The following is a 17474-nucleotide window of genomic DNA, read 5'->3' on the forward strand; positions in this document are numbered from 1 at the left end:
ATGCGCGAAACAGACGTTACACAGTTAAGTAACCTGATACTGGGCATGTGGTTTCCATTCGTGCGCATTATGGCGTTTATTCACTACGCGCCGGTACTGGATAACGCGGCGCTCACGGTGCGAATACGCATAATTTTGTCCCTGGCGCTGGCCTTTATCATTACGCCGCTTATTCCCCATCCGGTTCCTGACAGCCTGCTGTCGATCAACAGCATTATTTTGACCGCAGAGCAGTTTCTGTGGGGCATGCTTTTCGGCCTGATGCTGCAGTTTTTATTTTTAGCGCTGCAGCTGGCCGGCCAGATCCTCTCTTTCAATATGGGGATGAGCATGGCGGTGATGAATGACCCCAGCAGCGGCGCATCAACGACGGTGCTGGCGGAGATGATCAACATCTACGCGGTGATCCTGTTCTTTGCGATGGATGGGCATTTGCTGCTGGTGAGCATTTTATTCAAAGGCTTTACTTACTGGCCGATTGGTAATGCGCTGCATCCACAATCTTTGCGCACCATTTCCTTGGGGCTGGGCTGGGTGTTTGCCGCGGCCACCCTGCTGGCGCTACCGACAACCTTTATCATGTTGATTGTCCAGGGCTGCTTTGGCCTGTTGAACCGCATTGCGCCTCCGCTCAACCTGTACTCGTTAGGTTTTCCGATCAACATGCTGGCGGGTCTTGTCTGCTTTGCGACTCTGCTTTACAACCTGCCCGACCACTATTTGCACCTGGCAAATTTCGTCTTGCAGCAACTTGACGCGCTCAAGGGGCACTATGGCGGATAGCAGCAGCGAAGAAAAAACAGAAAAACCCTCGGCGCAAAAACTTCGCAAAGCCAGGCAAGAGGGGCAAATTCCGCGCTCAAAAGATATGGGGCTTGCCGCCAGTCTGTTTGCCGCGTTTATGGTGATCTCCAGCAGCTTCCCCTGGTATGAAGATTTTGTCCGCGAAAGCTTTATCAGTGTGCATCAGTATGCGCAGAACATTAATGATCCGGACATTATCGGCCAGTTCCTTGAGCACCATCTGCTGATTTTAGCCAAATTCATCCTGACACTGTTACCCATGCCGGTCGCCGCGTTGTTTGCCTCGCTGATTCCCGGAGGCTGGTTATTCCTGCCAAAGAAAATTTTGCCGGACTTTAGCAAATTAAGCCCGCTCAAAGGAATTGGCCGTCTGTTTTCCACCGACCATCTGGTGGACACCGGCAAGATGACGCTCAAAGCGATTGTGCTGCTGGTGATGCTGTGGATTAGCGTGCGCAATAATGTTGCCGCCTTCCTGGGACTGCAGGAGCTGTATTTCAAGCAGGCCGTCAGCGATGGCCTGGCGCTGTACAGCAGCATCATGCGCAACTTTGTCATCCTGTTTGTCTTTTTCGCGGTGATCGATGTTCCTCTGGCGAAGAAAATGTTCACCAAAGGGTTGAAGATGACCAAACAGGAAGTGAAGGAAGAGTATAAAAATCAGGAAGGTAAGCCGGAGGTACGGGCCAGGATCCGTCGCCTGCAACGGCAAATGGCGATGGGGCAAATTCGCAAGGTGGTGCCAAAAGCCGATGTGGTGATCACCAACCCAACCCACTATGCCGTGGCGCTACAGTATGACCAGTCGCGCGCCGCCGCGCCCTTCGTTGTCGCCAAAGGCACCGATGAAATCGCGCTGTATATCCGTCAGGTGGCGGCGGAGAGCAATATTGAGATTGTTGAATTTCCTAAGCTGGCGCGCTCCGTTTATTACACCACCCAGGTCAATCAACAGATCCCATTTCAACTTTATCGGGCGATAGCACACGTCCTGACCTATGTACTGCAAATGAAACACTGGCGTGACGGTTCACAATCACGCCCTTCGCTGAACAGACATATTTCCATTCCAAAAGAGGTTCTTAAACTGGATGCCGAAAACAACTAAACAATTCCTCGCGCTGCTGCGTAACGGTAACATCGGCATTCCGCTGGTCATACTGTCTATCCTGGCGATGGTGATCCTGCCATTACCACCGGCCGTGCTGGATATTCTGTTCACCTTTAACATCGTGCTGGCGGTGATGGTGCTGTTGGTGGCCGTTTCCGCGAAACGCCCGCTCGAATTCAGCCTGTTCCCGACCATTTTGCTGATCACCACCTTAATGCGCTTGACGCTGAACGTAGCATCAACGCGCGTGGTGTTACTGCACGGCCATATGGGCGCAGGCGCTGCCGGTAAGGTGATTGAGTCCTTTGGTCAGGTGGTGATCGGCGGTAACTTTGTCGTCGGTTTTGTGGTGTTCATCATCCTGATGATCATCAACTTTATCGTGGTTACCAAGGGTGCCGAGCGTATCTCCGAGGTTTCAGCCCGCTTTACGCTGGACGCCATGCCCGGGAAGCAGATGGCGATCGATGCCGATCTGAACGCAGGCCTGATTAATCAGGCACAGGCGCAGGCGCGACGTAAAGATGTGGCGGGCGAAGCGGATTTCTATGGCGCAATGGACGGTGCGTCGAAGTTCGTGCGCGGTGATGCCATCGCCGGGATGATGATCCTGGCCATCAACCTGATAGGCGGCGTCTGTATCGGTATTTTCAAATACGATTTAAGCGCCGAAGCCGCATTCCAGCAATACGTACTGATGACCATCGGCGACGGTCTGGTCGCCCAGATCCCGTCTCTGCTGCTGTCGACGGCGGCGGCGATTATCGTTACTCGCGTGAGCGACAGCGGTGATATCGCCACAGACGTGCGTAGCCAGTTGCTGGCCAGCCCCTCCGTACTCTATACCGCCACCAGCATTATGTTTGTACTGGCGGTGGTACCGGGAATGCCGCATTTCCCGTTTCTGGTGTTCAGCGCCCTGATGGGTTTCACCGCCTGGCGTATGAGCAAGCGCCCGAAGGTGGCTGAAACTGAAGAGAAAAATCTTGAGACGCTGACCAAAACTATCGTTGAAACCACTGAGCAACAGGTCAGTTGGGAAACTATTCCTTTGATCGAGCCAATCAGCCTGAGCCTGGGGTACAAGCTGGTGTCGCTGGTAGACAAATCCAAAGGGAATCCGCTCACTCAACGTATTCGCGGTGTACGGCAGGTTATCTCAGACACTAACGGCGTGCTGCTCCCGGAAATTCGCATCCGCGAAAACTTCCGTCTAAAACCGACCCAGTACGCCATTTTTATCAATGGGATCAAGGCTGATGAGGCTGATATTCCCTCAGATAAGTTGATGGCGCTGCCCTCCAGTGAAACGTATGGCGAGATCGATGGTGTTTTAGGCCACGATCCGGCCTACGGTATGCCGGTGACGTGGATTGTCCCGGCGCAAAAAGCCAAAGCGCTAAATATGGGGTATCAGGTCATTGATAGTGCCAGCGTCATTGCGACGCATGTGAATAAGGTCATTCGCAACTTTATTCCCGACCTGTTTAACTACGATGATATTACCCAACTGCATAACCGCCTCTCTTCGATGGCCCCCCGTCTGGCGGAAGATCTGAGCGCGGCGCTGAATTACAGCCAGCTCTTGAAAGTTTATCGGGCGCTACTGGTCGAAGGCGTGCCGCTGCGCGATATCGTTACCATTGCCACCGTACTGGTCGCCAGTAGCGCCGTCACTAAAGATCATATTCTGTTGACGGCAGATGTGCGTCTGGCGCTCCGTCGCAGCATTACCCATCCGTTTGTGCGCAAAGATGAGCTGGCGGTCTACACGCTGAATAATGAGCTGGAGAATCTGCTGGCTAATGTAGTGAATCAGGCTCAGCAAAGTGGAAAAGTGGTGCTCGATAGCGTACCGGTCGATCCTAATATGCTGAATCAGTTCCAGACCAATATGCCGCAGATTAAAGAACAGATGAAAGCCGCGGGTAAAGAGCCGGTACTGCTGGTCGCACCGCAGCTACGTCCTCTGCTTGCGCGCTATGCGCGCCTGTTTGCACCAGGCTTACAGGTGTTGTCATATAACGAAGTTCCGGATGAGCTGGAATTAAAGATCATGGGGGCGTTGAGTTAACCCCTGACGAGGCGGTGCCATTCGCACCGCCTTTTTGATTACAGAATGGTATTTTCCGTCAGAATACGACGAGCGCCGAGATAATGATCCTGCCAGAAGTCATCGGATAAATTGCTCACCCGAATCGTTTCTCCCGTACGCGGCGATTCAATAAATTGTCCCTGCCCCAAATAGACGCCCATATGATCGGCAATATCCCGACTGTGAATATGAAAGAACAATAAATCACCACGACGAAGGTCGCGATTAGCGACGATGGTCGCCCGCCGATAGTGATACATTTCATTCGCCGTACGTGGCAATTTTGCTGCCAGAATTTTGTTGTAGGCATAAAAGATCAGCCCGCTACAGTCAAAGCCTTGTTCCGGGCTGGTCCCGCCCCACAAATAGGGTTTACCTAACTGCTGCTCAAGACGGTGGATTGCCACTTCGGTTATGTTGTGCAGATGATCGCTACTGAGAAAATGGTCATTCTCAGCCAGCTCCTGCCAGCGTTGATCGCTCGCTTTTAGTGGCCCCGGGAACCACTCCGGGTGCTGTTTAATCAGCGTCCTGTTTTGCTGGCGCAGCGCGCTTTTACTTTGCGCATTACCTTCCACCACATAACTTGCCTGCTTTTTTACCTGCGCGTGGTACTGCTTCAGCAGCCGGGCGCGGTTACGCATGCGTAATTGCGCCGCATAGCTTAAATGGGCGTCAGATAAGAGGGGCTGAACTTTGGCGACAGACGGCGAGGACAACACAACACACAAAGACAGCAGACCCGGCAAAAAGCGTCGGGGCGCAGAGACAAAAGACATGAAAACAACACTACCTAATCAAACACGTTCGCCGCAGTCTACCGCTATTGCCGGGCATTCCATTTTAATATTCGATTATTAAATTATTAATTTTTTAAATTCAATATATTAGGAATTCTGCACTCAGAAGACTTAATGACGTGCGCTAACCCGCAAAATACGTCAGTGTCTGACTGCCTTTAAGCACAATTTTCCGTATAAAGAAAATCTAAAGTGTAAACGCCGCACGAGAGACTTGCGAAAAACTCTCTGGGTGATAATGTGAGCGCTCCAGATCCAGATTTATCCGATTTGGGAACTCTTTTTGCCGTCCTGGCGTGTGTAATCGTTTTATCAAGGAATAAGCAGTATGCGTAAAATCGCATTTTTTCTTGCGATGCTTTTATTGCCGTGCGTTTCATTTGCCGGTTTGCTGAGCAGCAGCAGCCCGACTACGCCTGTCAGCAAAGAATATAAGCAGCAATTAATGGGCTCCCCCGTCTATATCCAGATCTTCAAAGAAGAGCGAACGCTGGATCTGTACGTCAAGATGGGCGAACAGTATCAATTGCTCGACAGCTATAAGATCTGCAATTATTCCGGCGGCTTAGGTCCGAAACAGCGTCAGGGCGATTTCAAAAGCCCGGAAGGGTTTTACAGCGTACAGCGCGGACAGCTGAAACCGGATAGCCGCTTTTATAAAGCGATTAACATTGGTTTCCCTAACGCCTACGACCGCGCACACGGTTATGAAGGTAAATACCTGATGATCCACGGCGCCTGCGTTTCCGTCGGCTGCTACGCAATGACCGACAACGGCATTGATGAGATTTTCCAGTTTGTCACCGGCGCACTGGTGTTTGGGCAGTCCAGCGTGCAGGTTAGCATTTATCCATTCCGCATGACCGATGCCAACATGCAGCGCCATAAGTTCTCGTATTACAAAGAATTCTGGGCGCAGCTAAAGCCTGGCTACGATTACTTTGAACAAACGCGTAAGCCACCGACCGTTTCCGTCGTCGATGGCCGTTACGTTATCAGCAAGCCGTTGAGTCACGAAGTGGTTCAGCCGCAACTGGCATCAAACTATACGCTCCCCGAGACAAAATAACGCCCACTCGCCTGGCATAATCTTTTGCCAGGTTTCATTGCCGGTTAGCGGCTGAGTGGCAATCACGGTGACCACATCATTGGGTGTGGTCTCTGAGCTAAAATCGATTTCCACATCCTGATCCAGCAGTGTCGCCACGCCAAACGGCGCACGACGGGTAATCCAAAACAGGTTGGTCGAGCAGAAAGCCATCACATAACGCCCGTCAGACAACAGCATGTTGAAGACGCCCTTCTCACGCAATTCTCCTGCCAGCATCGCGATATATTTAAACACTGCCGTCATATTGCCAGGCGTACGCGGATACCGTTCAGTCAGCTTGTGGAGCAGCCAGCAGAAAGCTTTTTCGCTGTCGGTTTCCCCGACCGGGCGGAAATTACCGGTTTCCAGCGATTTATAGCCGCTGAGCTGTCCATTATGAGCGTACGTCCAGTTACGTCCCCACAGTTCACGCGTAAATGGATGGGTGTTTTCCAATGCCACTTCGCCACGATTCGCCTGACGAATATGGGCAATCACGGAACAGGATTTGATGGGATAGTCTTGTACCAGTTTGGCGATAGGCGAATTAAAGCTGGGTTGCGGATCTTTAAACGTACGGCAGCCCTTACCTTCATAAAACGTAATACCCCAGCCGTCTTTGTGCGGCCCGGTACCTCCGCCGCGCTGAACCAGCCCGGTGAAGCTAAAGCAGATATCGGTTGGCACATTGGCGCTCATCCCGAGCAGTTCGCACATACATCACCTCCACAAACGCCTTTAAGCGGGAAGGCGTAATTGTTGCAGCCAGTTTAGATTCGGACAGCGCGCAGAAACCGGAGCGTACACGTAGTACGTGAGGATTTCGGGCACTGCCCGGATTCAAAATGGCAAATAAAATAGCCTTCTTACTTCACCATCTCTTTTTCGATCAACTGGATCAGGATATGGATCACTTTGATATGAATTTCCTGAATGCGGTCAGCATAGCCAAAGTGCGGCACGCGAATTTCGATATCCGCACTACCCGCCATTTTGCCGCCATCTTTACCAGTCAGGGTGATGACTTTCATCCCTTTCTCGCGCGCTGCGGCAATCGCTTTAATCACGTTAGCGGAATTCCCTGAAGTAGAGATGCCTAACAGGACATCGCCTTCGCGACCCACGGCTTCAACGTAGCGGGAGAAGACATAATCGTAACCGAAATCGTTGCTGACGCAGGAGATATGGCTGACATCAGAGATAGCGATCGCCGGGTAGCCTGGGCGGTTTTCGCGATAACGTCCGGTCAGCTCTTCGGCGAAGTGCATCGCGTCGCAATGGGAACCGCCGTTACCGCAAGAAAGTACCTTACCGCCAGCTTTAAAGCTGTCTGCCAACAGGACCGCCGCGCGCTGAATGGCGTGAATATTGGCGTCATCTTTAAGAAAATTAGCCAGCGTTTCCGCCGCTTCGCTCAGTTCGTTACGAATAAGATCCTGGTACATGAGGATATCCTTCAGCATGAATGTAAATGACAAGATGCAGTGTACCGGATAGCGCTACCAGCGAGAAGTACAAGCCACAGGAATGGCTGCGGCTTTTGATTTTTTGTGCCGGTTAAAACAGCAACAATGTGAGCTTTGTTGTAATTATTTTGTAAACACATTGCTAAAAGAATTTACATCCACTACAACCATATCATCACAAGTGGTCAGACCTCCTACAAGCAAGGGAGCTTTTCGTTATGATGATTTTGAGTATTATCGCTACGGTTGTTCTGCTCAGCGTTCTGTTTTATCACCGCGTGAGCTTATTCCTCAGCAGCTTAATTTTGCTCGCCTGGACAGCTGCGCTTGGCGTGGTTGGCCTGTGGTCAATCTGGCTGCTGGTTCCTCTGGCCATTCTCCTCGTACCGTTTAACTTTACTCCAATGCGCAAATCCATGATCTCTGCGCCAGTGTTCCGCGGTTTCCGTAAAGTCATGCCGCCGATGTCGCGTACTGAGAAAGAGGCGATTGATGCCGGTACAACCTGGTGGGAAGGCGACCTGTTCCAGGGCAAGCCAGACTGGAAAAAACTGCATAACTATCCTCAGCCGCATCTGACAGCTGAAGAACAAGCGTTTATTGACGGCCCGGTGGAAGAAGCCTGCCGCATGGCGAACGACTTCCAGATCACCCATGAACTCGCGGATCTGCCGCCGGAACTGTGGGCGTATCTGAAAGAACACCGCTTCTTCGCGATGATCATTAAGAAAGAGTACGGCGGGCTGGAATTCTCCGCGTATGCTCAGGCTCGCGTTCTGCAGAAACTCTCCGGCGTTTCCGGGATCCTGGCGATCACCGTTGGCGTACCTAACTCCTTAGGCCCTGGCGAACTGCTGCAGCATTACGGCACCGAAGAGCAGAAGAATCATTACCTGCCGCGTCTGGCACGTGGTCAGGAGATCCCCTGCTTTGCTCTGACCAGCCCGGAAGCGGGTTCCGACGCAGGCGCGATCCCTGATACCGGCGTGGTTTGTATGGGCGACTGGCAGGGCCAGCAGGTGCTGGGTATGCGCCTGACCTGGAATAAGCGTTATATCACTCTGGCGCCTATCGCTACCGTACTGGGTCTGGCATTTAAACTCTCCGACCCGGAAAAACTGCTGGGTGGTGAAGAAGATCTTGGCATTACCTGTGCGCTGATCCCAACGTCAACCCCAGGCGTACAAATTGGGCGTCGACACTTCCCGCTGAACGTGCCGTTCCAGAACGGTCCGACGCTGGGTAAAGATGTCTTCGTGCCGATTGATTACATCATCGGTGGCCCAAAAATGGCCGGTCAGGGCTGGCGCATGCTGGTGGAATGTCTGTCCGTGGGACGCGGTATTACCCTGCCGTCTAACTCGACGGGCGGCGTGAAATCGGTGGCAATGGCAACCGGCGCGTATGCGCACATTCGTCGCCAGTTCAAAATCTCTATCGGTAAGATGGAAGGTATTGAAGAGCCGTTGGCACGTATTGCGGGTAACGCGTACGTGATGGATGCAGCAGCGTCGCTGATTACCTACGGTATTATGCTGGGTGAAAAACCGGCGGTGCTGTCGGCCATCGTGAAGTATCACTGTACCCACCGTGGACAGCAGTCAATCATCGATGCAATGGATATTACTGGCGGTAAAGGCATTATGCTTGGCGAAAGCAACTTCCTCGCCCGTGCTTATCAGGGCGCGCCTATCGCCATTACCGTTGAAGGTGCCAACATTCTGACCCGGAGCATGATGATCTTCGGTCAGGGGGCGATTCGCTGCCATCCGTACGTTCTGGAAGAGATGGCTGCGGCACAGAGTAACGATGTGAATGCGTTCGACAAGCTGCTGTTCAAACACATCGGCCACGTCGGCAGTAACAAAGTGCGCAGCTTCTGGCTGGGCCTGACGCGTGGCTTAACCAGCAGCACGCCAACCGGCGATGCGACCAAACGTTACTACCAGCATCTGAACCGTCTGAGCGCTAACCTGGCACTGCTTTCAGATGTTTCCATGGCCGTACTGGGCGGTAGCCTGAAGCGCCGTGAACGTATCTCCGCGCGTCTGGGCGATGTATTAAGTCAGCTGTATCTGGCCTCTGCGGTACTGAAGCGTTATGACGATGAAGGCCGTAATGAAGCAGACCTGCCGTTGGTTCACTGGGGCGTTCAGGATGCGTTGTACAAAGCGGAACAGGCGATGGACGACCTGCTGAAAAACTTCCCGAACCGACTGGTCGCGGGCTTGCTGAATGTGGTTATCTTCCCTACCGGTCGCCACTACCATGCACCGTCTGACAAGCTGGATCATAAAGTCGCGAAGATTCTGCAGGTTCCGAGCGCCACCCGTTCTCGCCTTGGCCGCGGTCAATACCTGACGCCGAGCGAGCATAACCCGGTAGGTTTGCTGGAAGAGACTTTGCTGGATGTGATTGCAGCCGACCCTATCCACCAGCGGATCTGCAAAGAGCTGGGTAAAAACCTGCCGTTTACCCGCCTGGATGAACTGGCGCACAATGCGCTGGCTAAAGGGCTGATTGATAAAGACGAAGCCGCAATTCTGGTGAAAGCCGAAGCGAGCCGTCTGCGTAGCATCAACGTGGATGACTTTGAACCCGAGGCGCTGGCGACTCAGCCGGTAAAGCTGCCAGAGAAAGTGCGTAAAATCGAAGCGGCCTGAATATCGGCGAAATAAAAAGCGGAGCTGAAGCTCCGCTTTTTTGCTTACACATTAGTTGTAGTTAAACGCATCAGGATGATTTTGCAGGCTCCCGCTCAGCGCAGCGAACAGTACCGTTTTACCGTCGATTGACAGCTCGTCGCTCACGTTCAGCCACGTTAGTTTCTCTCGTGAGGTTTTCTCATCAACCGTTGAGAACACCCCCATCATCTGCTGTGACTTTTCTGACCACAGCACCGCAATACGTTCTGCACTGCAATCATGCGGTTTGCACGCGCTCAGAACCTGGTATGATTCGCCACCCAGCTTCACCGTCTGCGTCGGGGAAGATGTTCCCCCTTTATTGATCCATGCGGGCAATTTATTCCCTTCCACCATTTGGCTGTACGCTGCTTTTGTCGCATCATCTTTCGCCAGAGTGCTCAGGTTAATATCGCTTTGCGCCATTGCACCTGTTGCCACGACCATCGTAGCGATAGTGGTTAATATCTTTAGCATTTTTCCTCCTTGGCCGATCCCCGCATTATTCTGCCTATAAATGGTGGTTGGAGATACTGATAAATGCAAATCAGCGGTTTCTGGAAAATGGCCTTTCAATATGTCCCCCACCCACACACTCCGCGAATAAGATGTTAGAGTTAACTTAAGCCCACAACGAGGAGTTTGGTACTGTGTCTGGTTTGAAGATTACTCTCTTGCAACAATCTTTAGTCTGGATGGATGGTCCGGCTAACCTGCGCCACTTTGATCGGCTGCTGGAAACACTCACCGGACGCGACGTGATCGTCCTGCCCGAGATGTTTACTACCGGATTTGCTATGGAGGCCGCCGTTCAGTCACTCGCGCAGGAAGAGGTGATCCAGTGGATGCGAGTAAAAGCGCAGCAGACACAGGCTCTGATTGCCGGCAGCGCCGCTCTCTTGTCTGAACGTGGCTCGGTAAACCGCTTTTTGCTGGTCGAACCCGAAGGTAATGTCCATTTCTATGACAAGCGCCATCTGTTCCGCATGGCGGATGAACATCAACATTATCAGGCGGGTGACGCGCGGGTTATTTTTGAATGGCGCGGCTGGCGCATTCTGCCGTTGGTCTGTTATGACCTGCGTTTTCCGGTATGGTCGCGCAACCGCAACGATTACGACCTGGCATTGTATGTCGCCAACTGGCCGGCGCCGCGTTCGCTACACTGGCAGGTTCTGCTCACCGCGCGGGCAATTGAGAACCAGGCTTATGTAGCAGGATGTAACCGCGTGGGTACTGACGGTAACGGCCATCATTATCGCGGTGACAGCCGGGTGATTAATCCGCAGGGGGAGATTATTGCCACCGCCGAGCCGCATCAGGCTACGCGCATTGACGCTGAACTGTCACTCTCGGCGCTGCGCGAGTACCGCGAGAAATTCCCCGCCTGGCAGGACGCTGACCCGTTCACGCTGTAGATATCGCCTTCCCTCCCGCTGCACAACGTTTTCCGTAGCGGGATTGTTTCACTCCGTAACCAACCGCAAAACAAATTCGCGTGGCGACGTGTTTCGGGCATCGTATTCTGCAAAGGATAATCACTCGTCTCCAGCGAGTGACAGACAATGTTAATAATTCCCTTATCAGGATCCCGAAATGAAGAACTTCGTACGCATGACTTTGCTGGCGGCAACCGTGGCTGGCGCTTCTTTTAGCACGCTTGCAGCAAACGTATCCAATGTACCCGCACCAGCTCAGGACCCGGTAGTTCAGCACCTTAAACTGAGCACTGACCAGGTTGCGCAGATTAAAAAGCTGCACCAGCAGCTTGAAACCAACGTTAGCCAGATATCGGTGAAGGATGATAAAGACGGCGCGTTGATTGACGTCATCAAGTCCGGGAAATGGGATGAAGCCGCCGTCAAAAAACAGCTTTCCGCCTTCAGCAATATCGAACAGCAGGCGCGTTATTACCGCGTGAAATACTATTTCGACCTGAACAAAGTACTGACCCCAGAACAGCGCCAGCAGGTGCAAAAAGATATCGCACAGACGCTGAGCGAATAATGACCATGGCCTGAATCAGCAATGATTCAGGCTTTTCGGTAATACTTCCTGCTCGAACAAAAATCCCTGCACAGCATCTGCGCCGCTCATACGGCAAATGGCATAATCCTGCGGCGTTTCCACCCCCTCGATCACAACCCGTTCTCCCAGCCCGCGAAATTGATTGACCAGTACCCTTAACTGCCAATCCGACGTCCTGAACTGATGAAACATTCCGCTTTCAATTTTGATGGCATCGAAACGGATGCCAGACAGTCGCCAGACAAAAAATAGCTCAGGCGAAACATCATCCAGCCACACGCGAAACCCGTGACGCACCAGGGTTTTAACGGCAATGCATACGGCCTGCTGTTCTGCCTTTTCCAGTCGCATCATGGTGCCAGGATCCTGTATTTCGATAACAATCCGCCCCTGATGCGCCTGCCGGGCGAGCTGCGCAATCCACGACAGACAGGTCAGCATCCTGACGGATAAATTCAGCGAATAACTTCCTGAGAGTGCCAGTACCTGCCGCATTTGCCACAGAAATAGCTGCTGTTTTGCGGTGATGGAAAGGTGCTTGAAAAAAAGATCGAGCGGTAGCGGCGTGCGTACCTGACTTAACACCTCGCAGACATCCAGCGATGCATCATCAAAAAAATGGATACGCTGCAAACGGATCCCGGTGATCCGCAGCAGCTCGGCGTTGCGGGGAAGCTCTGGCCCAGGGCGGGTCTGTTCGCTGAATCTGTTCATATCATTCCATTTTTTGATTGAAAGGACGTCGTGCATCCTGCAGCCACGGGATACGGCGATCGTTCGGGTATGTCAGGTAAAAGCGCGTCGCCAGACGATGCGCCTCAGGTAGGTCGCGCTGCTGTAACGCCAGCAAGATTTGCGTGAAGGAGACATTCGGGTCTGGGTGAACACGCACATAGTCAGGCGCCCAGCGGCGAACCGCTTCCAGCCAGCGAGCGTCCCGGGAACGCTGATACCGTTGCAGATACCCCATCTGAACATCAAACCGGTAGCGAGGGGCAAGGAGCCAGCCTCCTACCGGGAGCGACTCGGCCAGACGCCACTGCGCTGACTGTCGCTCCGCCAGCGTCAACTGCTGTTGCGTGTGCAGTGAGAGAAGCAACAATGGCGTGAAGGTCAAAAACGAGATCAATGCCAGCGCACGAATCAGCGACGTCGACGTAAGCGTCAGGCGAGCCCCTTTTAGCGGGCTATCTGCACAACGAAGCAGCAGGATCAGCAGTAACCAGTGTGGTGTTGACTGCCTGACGGGGTATTCCGTCAACATATGAATAACCACCGGCAGCGCCGCCACCAGACAGGCGCGACGCCAGCGATTTCCGTGCATCCACAGCCAGAAGCCTCCCGTAATAAAGCACAGCGTCCCCGCCAGCCCAACCAGGCCGCCCTCCACCAGCCACAGCACCAGCTCATTGTGCGGATGCGAGATGCTGCTCAGCCCCAACGGCCCCGCACGTTCGAGAAACACGGCGGCAAAACTGCCCACGCCCCACCCCGTCCACGGGCGTTCGGCAAATAATGCCAGTGACGTTTTAAGCACCGTCCAGCGCACCTGGGAAGTGGTCAAGTGATCGACTGTAGCAACGGACAAAAAATGGCGAGCGAGCGTGCCCGCCACCATGCCTAACGCCAGCGGCAACAGAAGTAGCAACAACATACGGCGTTGCGCCGGGAAAACCACCAGCAGCAAGACTTCACCTACCACCACAGACACATAGCCGGTTTGCGACTGGGATTCATGCAGCACAAAGCCCATCATCACCAGGGCAATCCCGATGACAATTCGATATCTGTCGCGTAGCCGTACAAAGAGCGGAGCTGACAGCAGCACACCAGATGCAGTGAAGCTGGCCATCAGATTGACCTGCTGAAAAATACCGTAGGGCCGCGTACCGCGTCGCCAGGCAAACTCCCAGTAATCAACACCCGGCAAATGCCAGTACTGATACAAAAACGCCAGACATTCGATGACGCACGCGCCCCATAGCAGGGTCAGCAGTACCGTCAGGGTGTTTGCCGCAAGCGGAATCTGTAATGTCACCAGATAGACGAGCACGCCTCCCAGCAGCGCCCCTGCGACCAGCTGCGCCTCGAACTGCCAGACGCCAGGCGTCAGCAGACAAAGCAGCGTCAGGATGAGCGCCCCCATCGAAAAAACCGTGGCAGGGACAGTGATGCGCCAGTGTTGACGAGGCACCAGCACTGATGCGCTTGCAGCCAGCACAACGGCATAAATCCAGCTCGTAATATTAAGCGGCAACGACAGACCGCTGCCGCCGTTATTCGGCCAGTAGAGATGCATTACCCCACACCAGAAAAACAGACTAATAACGAGCAATAATTTCTGCGCAGGCAGCGGCGCAATACGATTCAGTGCGTTCATCATGCTACTGGTAGTTCAGTGTCCAGGTTCCGCTGGCGCTGAACGGACCGTATTCGAGAGACTGATTTTTTATCGCCGACGGCTCTGCTGCGACCCACGCCCAAAAATTTAGCGTCATCGAGCCTGCAGTTATCTCTTTGACTGACGTGCTCTCATCAAGGCGAATTGCCGTGCCGTCCTCTTCACTCATCCCAATACCGATCCCTGTCGCGCCGCCCTGTTCACTGCTATCCAGCGCAAGATGATCGGCAAGCTCAGCATCCTCACTACCACTGAAAGTGACCGAGATCCCGCGAAAAACCTCTGGGTTGCAGTCGCGTAGCTGAATGCTGAATTTTTCCGGCTTACTGCGCCCCGAAAGATAGAGATCCTGCGTTGCGATTTGCCCGAAATCGACCTCGATTTTGTCGCCTCCAGGTGCCAGGCTGCAGGCCAGCGCTCTGATAGTGCCGTGAAAATACATATCGCCGCCGACCAGTTTGGTGTCGGCCTGCGCCATGCCGCCAAGCAGTAACACGCCGATCGCGAATAACGCCGAAAATCTCATGGCATCCCCCTACTGAAACTGCGCAACAACGGTGGCAGAGGCTTCAAACTCACCTTCCTTAACGCTTCCCACGCCCGGCTTTGCCACCGGTGCAGCGGTGAGATTCCAGTCGCCCTGATTCTGGTAAAAACCTTTCACGTTATAGAATTGATTGGGCACGACGGTGCCACCGCTCTCGTCTTTAAGCATAATGCCGAGATCGTCGCGCTTTTGTCCGCCGCTCAGCGTGCCGAGGAGATGATCGTTGAACCCCGCCGTGCCTGACGCCGTGGTAGTTTGTACGCCAAGATTAATGTTCAGCGCGCCCTGATCGAAGCTGCCGCCTTCACAAACAACATGAATGGGGATCGACTTGCTGTAGTTAGTGCCATTGAGCCGGGCAGCGGATCCTGGCAGATCGCCAAACTCAATGCTGATTTTGTCTCCCCGGTTGAAGGTGCATTTGTCCGGTACGGTAATCAGCCCGGATTTAATCACCACACGGGAAATCGCCGTAGTGGGCGTAGGTCCCGCGCTCCCCATGCGCCCGGCAACCTCCACCAGAGACTGGGAAGTGATATTGATGCCGTTGATAATGGGTTTAGTGACAATAAACGTCACTTTCCCTTTTGAACCACTTTCAACGTTAGTGGCGCGCGTGTAGCCCTTGCGCTTTTTGCAAGTGTTATTGCTGTTGCGGTTTGAAACGTTGGTAAAAGGCGCCTGAACATACTGTTTATAGCCCCCGGCAACCCACACCTGCACTTCCACATCCAGATACTCATTTAGCCGAAAACGGTTCGCCCCCTGATTTGAAGGCGGCATCGTAGTCGTGGTGGTGTAGTAAATCGGCGACCGGGAGATGTCAGCCTGCTCGCAATAGAAATTCACCACATACCAACTGCCCAGATTCCAGGTAAACGGATCCGTTCTGCCACCCACGTGGTTTTTACTGACATCCAGCGAGCTCAATTCGATATCGTACTGATGCGGCGACCCGCCCTCCGGCTCACCTTCCCCCTGTGTAAATGCCTGCCCGGCCAGTGGACAGCCAGCCAGGGCAACCCACAACAGCGCTTTGCGTAATACGCTCATAGATACTCCAGCTTAAGTCTCACCAGGCCGTTAAATTCTCCGGCAGTCACCTCTGGCCCAAAAGATTCCAGCGTGGCCAGAAAGTGAATGGCGTTATCGCCTGGTTTGAGGATCCACATACGTTGCGGTTGGTTCAGATGGATCAGCTGATTACGCTCGGTCAGTAGCCGAATGCCCGCGCCGCGCACATCACCACGAATACGCCCCAGGTCACTGTTTTCCGGCGCGCCTTCGGCCATCAGCGTCATCGAAACGCCACGTTCCACCGTGCTGTGCGCCAGCTCGGGCATTTCGCTGGTCTGCCCGGGGAAATCCCTCAGGGTATGACCAGAGCCCTTTAAGCAGCCGTTCAGGTACAGCGTGACCAACACCGGTTCGCTGCGATCGCCGCCCTGGCGAAACCGACTGGCGGAAATATCACCAAGATTGATGGTCTGATCGCGTGAGGCCATATCCAGCACGCACGGCGACACGTAGACCCGGCCGTGAAAGCGGACGTTGCCATACTCACCGGACACGTTGCTCATATCCTGGCGGCCGCTGGTGGCCTGAACCTGCCAGGCCATGCCCGCCATCAGCAGGGCGCAAAGCATCTTTTTCATTTACGATTCCTGTTACCGGGGCTGTTGCTCCATCGGCAATGCTTTACATACATTGCCTGTGCAGCTGAATTTCAGTTCGGGATGACCGCCAAAATCGTTCACGTACATCATGCTGAACTGGCTGACGCTGCCGTCCGTGACGCTGAAATCGAGAGAGGATTTTGGTGAGACCATAACGCCGGGGAAGTCGGTCAATCTGCCGCCTCCCTGCGCTTCTGGCTTGCGGCTTAAGCCGATTAAGGTGACGAAGTAAGGCGTTGGGTTATCCACACTCCAGCGCTGGCCCTGCTTGTGAAAGACCAGTTGGTTTTGCCACACGGCGCCCGGCGTTTCCGGCACAATGGCGGCCGGACGGTAGAACAATTTGATGCGCGACTGCATCGCCAGTTGCAGCACGTTCGGCTTATCCGGTTTAGGCGGAATTTCACGTACGTTCAGGTAGAACAAGCTCTCGCGATCCTGCGGCAGGGCGTTGATCCCGCTGGTTTTCGTCACGCGGGCAATTCCCTTTTGCCCACCGTTAATTCGTTGCAGCGGCGGTAAGACCATCAGCGGCGAGGTAATTTTTGTTCCGTTGGCATCTTCCACCCACGACTGAGCCAGAAACGGAATGCTCGGGCTGGTATTGGTTAAGTTCGCACTGACTGAGCGCGCATCACCAGTGATGATCATGCGGGTACGGTCGAGCGCAATACCCGCCCATGAGGTGTTGATCTCTGCAATCAAAAGCAGGCCACAGGCCACGGGTTTAAGCCAACGCTGCACGGAGTAAAAAGCTTGATTATTCATGACA

17 protein-coding genes are annotated in these 17474 nt (G+C 53.6%); 7 read left to right on the forward strand and 10 right to left on the reverse strand.

The window, feature by feature from the left end; translation table 11 throughout:
* The 3 genes from fliR to HV314_RS20175 are packed head-to-tail and all read left to right on the forward strand — an operon-like array spanning nucleotide 1 to nucleotide 3989.
* Nucleotides 1–783 carry a flagellar biosynthetic protein FliR gene (gene fliR / locus HV314_RS20165; protein ID WP_046275396.1) on the forward strand — a complete coding sequence of 261 codons (783 nt, stop codon included), beginning with the start codon at nucleotides 1–3 and terminating at the stop codon, nucleotides 781–783.
* Nucleotides 773–1912, forward strand: coding sequence for a flagellar biosynthesis protein FlhB (flhB, locus tag HV314_RS20170; protein WP_181546550.1), 1140 nt, complete (start codon nucleotides 773–775; stop codon nucleotides 1910–1912). Before fliR ends, flhB begins: the two co-directional genes overlap by 11 nt.
* Nucleotides 1896–3989 (forward strand): flagellar biosynthesis protein FlhA, encoded by a 2094-nt coding sequence (locus tag HV314_RS20175; RefSeq protein WP_016151819.1) that lies wholly within the window; start codon nucleotides 1896–1898, stop codon nucleotides 3987–3989. Before flhB ends, HV314_RS20175 begins: the two co-directional genes overlap by 17 nt.
* A gap of 38 nt (nucleotides 3990–4027) precedes the next feature.
* On the opposite strand, the gene HV314_RS20180 is transcribed toward HV314_RS20175, so the two are convergent.
* Nucleotides 4028–4789, reverse strand: coding sequence for a C40 family peptidase (locus tag HV314_RS20180; RefSeq protein ID WP_016155761.1), 762 nt, complete (start codon nucleotides 4787–4789; stop codon nucleotides 4028–4030).
* A gap of 349 nt (nucleotides 4790–5138) precedes the next feature.
* Between HV314_RS20180 and dpaA the strand changes: the two genes are divergently transcribed.
* On the forward strand, nucleotides 5139–5879 hold the full coding sequence (dpaA, locus tag HV314_RS20185) for a peptidoglycan meso-diaminopimelic acid protein amidase (RefSeq protein ID WP_016151817.1): 741 nt from the start codon (nucleotides 5139–5141) through the stop codon (nucleotides 5877–5879).
* Here the strand turns inward: dpaA and HV314_RS20190 are convergent.
* Complete coding sequence (locus tag HV314_RS20190) at nucleotides 5850–6617, reverse strand: class II glutamine amidotransferase (RefSeq protein ID WP_016151816.1); 768 nt, start codon at nucleotides 6615–6617, stop codon at nucleotides 5850–5852. The genes dpaA and HV314_RS20190 overlap by 30 nt on opposite strands.
* Nucleotides 6618–6766: 149 nt before the next feature.
* Nucleotides 6767–7345: a D-sedoheptulose 7-phosphate isomerase gene (lpcA, locus tag HV314_RS20195; protein ID WP_016155760.1), complete on the reverse strand. Its 579-nt coding sequence runs from the start codon at nucleotides 7343–7345 to the stop codon at nucleotides 6767–6769.
* Between the two features lie 239 nt (nucleotides 7346–7584).
* Between lpcA and fadE the strand changes: the two genes are divergently transcribed.
* The gene (gene fadE / locus HV314_RS20200; RefSeq protein ID WP_181546552.1) at nucleotides 7585–10029 is read left to right on the forward strand and encodes an acyl-CoA dehydrogenase FadE; all 2445 of its coding nucleotides are present in this window, start codon (nucleotides 7585–7587) and stop codon (nucleotides 10027–10029) included.
* A gap of 51 nt (nucleotides 10030–10080) precedes the next feature.
* Here fadE and ivy read toward each other — a convergent pair whose 3' ends face one another.
* The gene (gene ivy, locus HV314_RS20205) at nucleotides 10081–10527 is read right to left on the reverse strand and encodes an Ivy family C-type lysozyme inhibitor (RefSeq protein ID WP_047498493.1); all 447 of its coding nucleotides are present in this window, start codon (nucleotides 10525–10527) and stop codon (nucleotides 10081–10083) included.
* 173 nt (nucleotides 10528–10700) lie between these two features.
* Between ivy and HV314_RS20210 the strand changes: the two genes are divergently transcribed.
* The gene (locus HV314_RS20210) at nucleotides 10701–11468 is read left to right on the forward strand and encodes an amidohydrolase (RefSeq protein WP_181546554.1); all 768 of its coding nucleotides are present in this window, start codon (nucleotides 10701–10703) and stop codon (nucleotides 11466–11468) included.
* A 178-nt stretch (nucleotides 11469–11646) separates the two neighbouring features.
* Entirely contained in the window at nucleotides 11647–12057 is a 411-nt protein-coding gene (locus HV314_RS20215) for a Spy/CpxP family protein refolding chaperone (RefSeq protein ID WP_181546556.1), read from the forward strand.
* A gap of 15 nt (nucleotides 12058–12072) precedes the next feature.
* Here the strand turns inward: HV314_RS20215 and HV314_RS20220 are convergent, their stop codons facing one another.
* Genes HV314_RS20220 through HV314_RS20245 form a run of 6 tightly spaced genes read right to left on the reverse strand, consistent with a single transcriptional unit; the run spans nucleotide 12073 to nucleotide 17470 of the window.
* The gene (locus HV314_RS20220) at nucleotides 12073–12792 is read right to left on the reverse strand and encodes an EAL domain-containing protein (protein ID WP_049040762.1); all 720 of its coding nucleotides are present in this window, start codon (nucleotides 12790–12792) and stop codon (nucleotides 12073–12075) included.
* A 1-nt stretch (nucleotide 12793) separates the two neighbouring features.
* Nucleotides 12794–14461, reverse strand: coding sequence for an O-antigen ligase family protein (locus HV314_RS20225; RefSeq protein ID WP_181546558.1), 1668 nt, complete (start codon nucleotides 14459–14461; stop codon nucleotides 12794–12796).
* Nucleotide 14462: 1 nt separating this feature from the next.
* Nucleotides 14463–15005 (reverse strand): fimbrial protein, encoded by a 543-nt coding sequence (locus HV314_RS20230; RefSeq protein WP_137379584.1) that lies wholly within the window; start codon nucleotides 15003–15005, stop codon nucleotides 14463–14465.
* 9 nt (nucleotides 15006–15014) lie between these two features.
* Nucleotides 15015–16079: a fimbrial protein gene (locus HV314_RS20235; protein WP_016155754.1), complete on the reverse strand. Its 1065-nt coding sequence runs from the start codon at nucleotides 16077–16079 to the stop codon at nucleotides 15015–15017.
* Nucleotides 16076–16681 (reverse strand): fimbrial protein, encoded by a 606-nt coding sequence (locus HV314_RS20240; RefSeq protein WP_019076065.1) that lies wholly within the window; start codon nucleotides 16679–16681, stop codon nucleotides 16076–16078. The genes HV314_RS20235 and HV314_RS20240 overlap by 4 nt, the downstream gene beginning before the upstream one ends.
* A gap of 12 nt (nucleotides 16682–16693) precedes the next feature.
* Nucleotides 16694–17470, reverse strand: a complete 777-nt coding sequence (locus HV314_RS20245) for a fimbrial biogenesis chaperone (protein WP_046275745.1) — start codon at nucleotides 17468–17470, stop codon at nucleotides 16694–16696.
* Between the last annotated feature and the right edge of the window lie 4 nt (nucleotides 17471–17474).

The sequence above is a fragment of the Citrobacter sp. RHBSTW-00887 genome (assembly GCF_013728095.1).
In the GTDB taxonomy this organism is placed as follows: Bacteria; Pseudomonadota; Gammaproteobacteria; order Enterobacterales; family Enterobacteriaceae; genus Citrobacter; species Citrobacter braakii.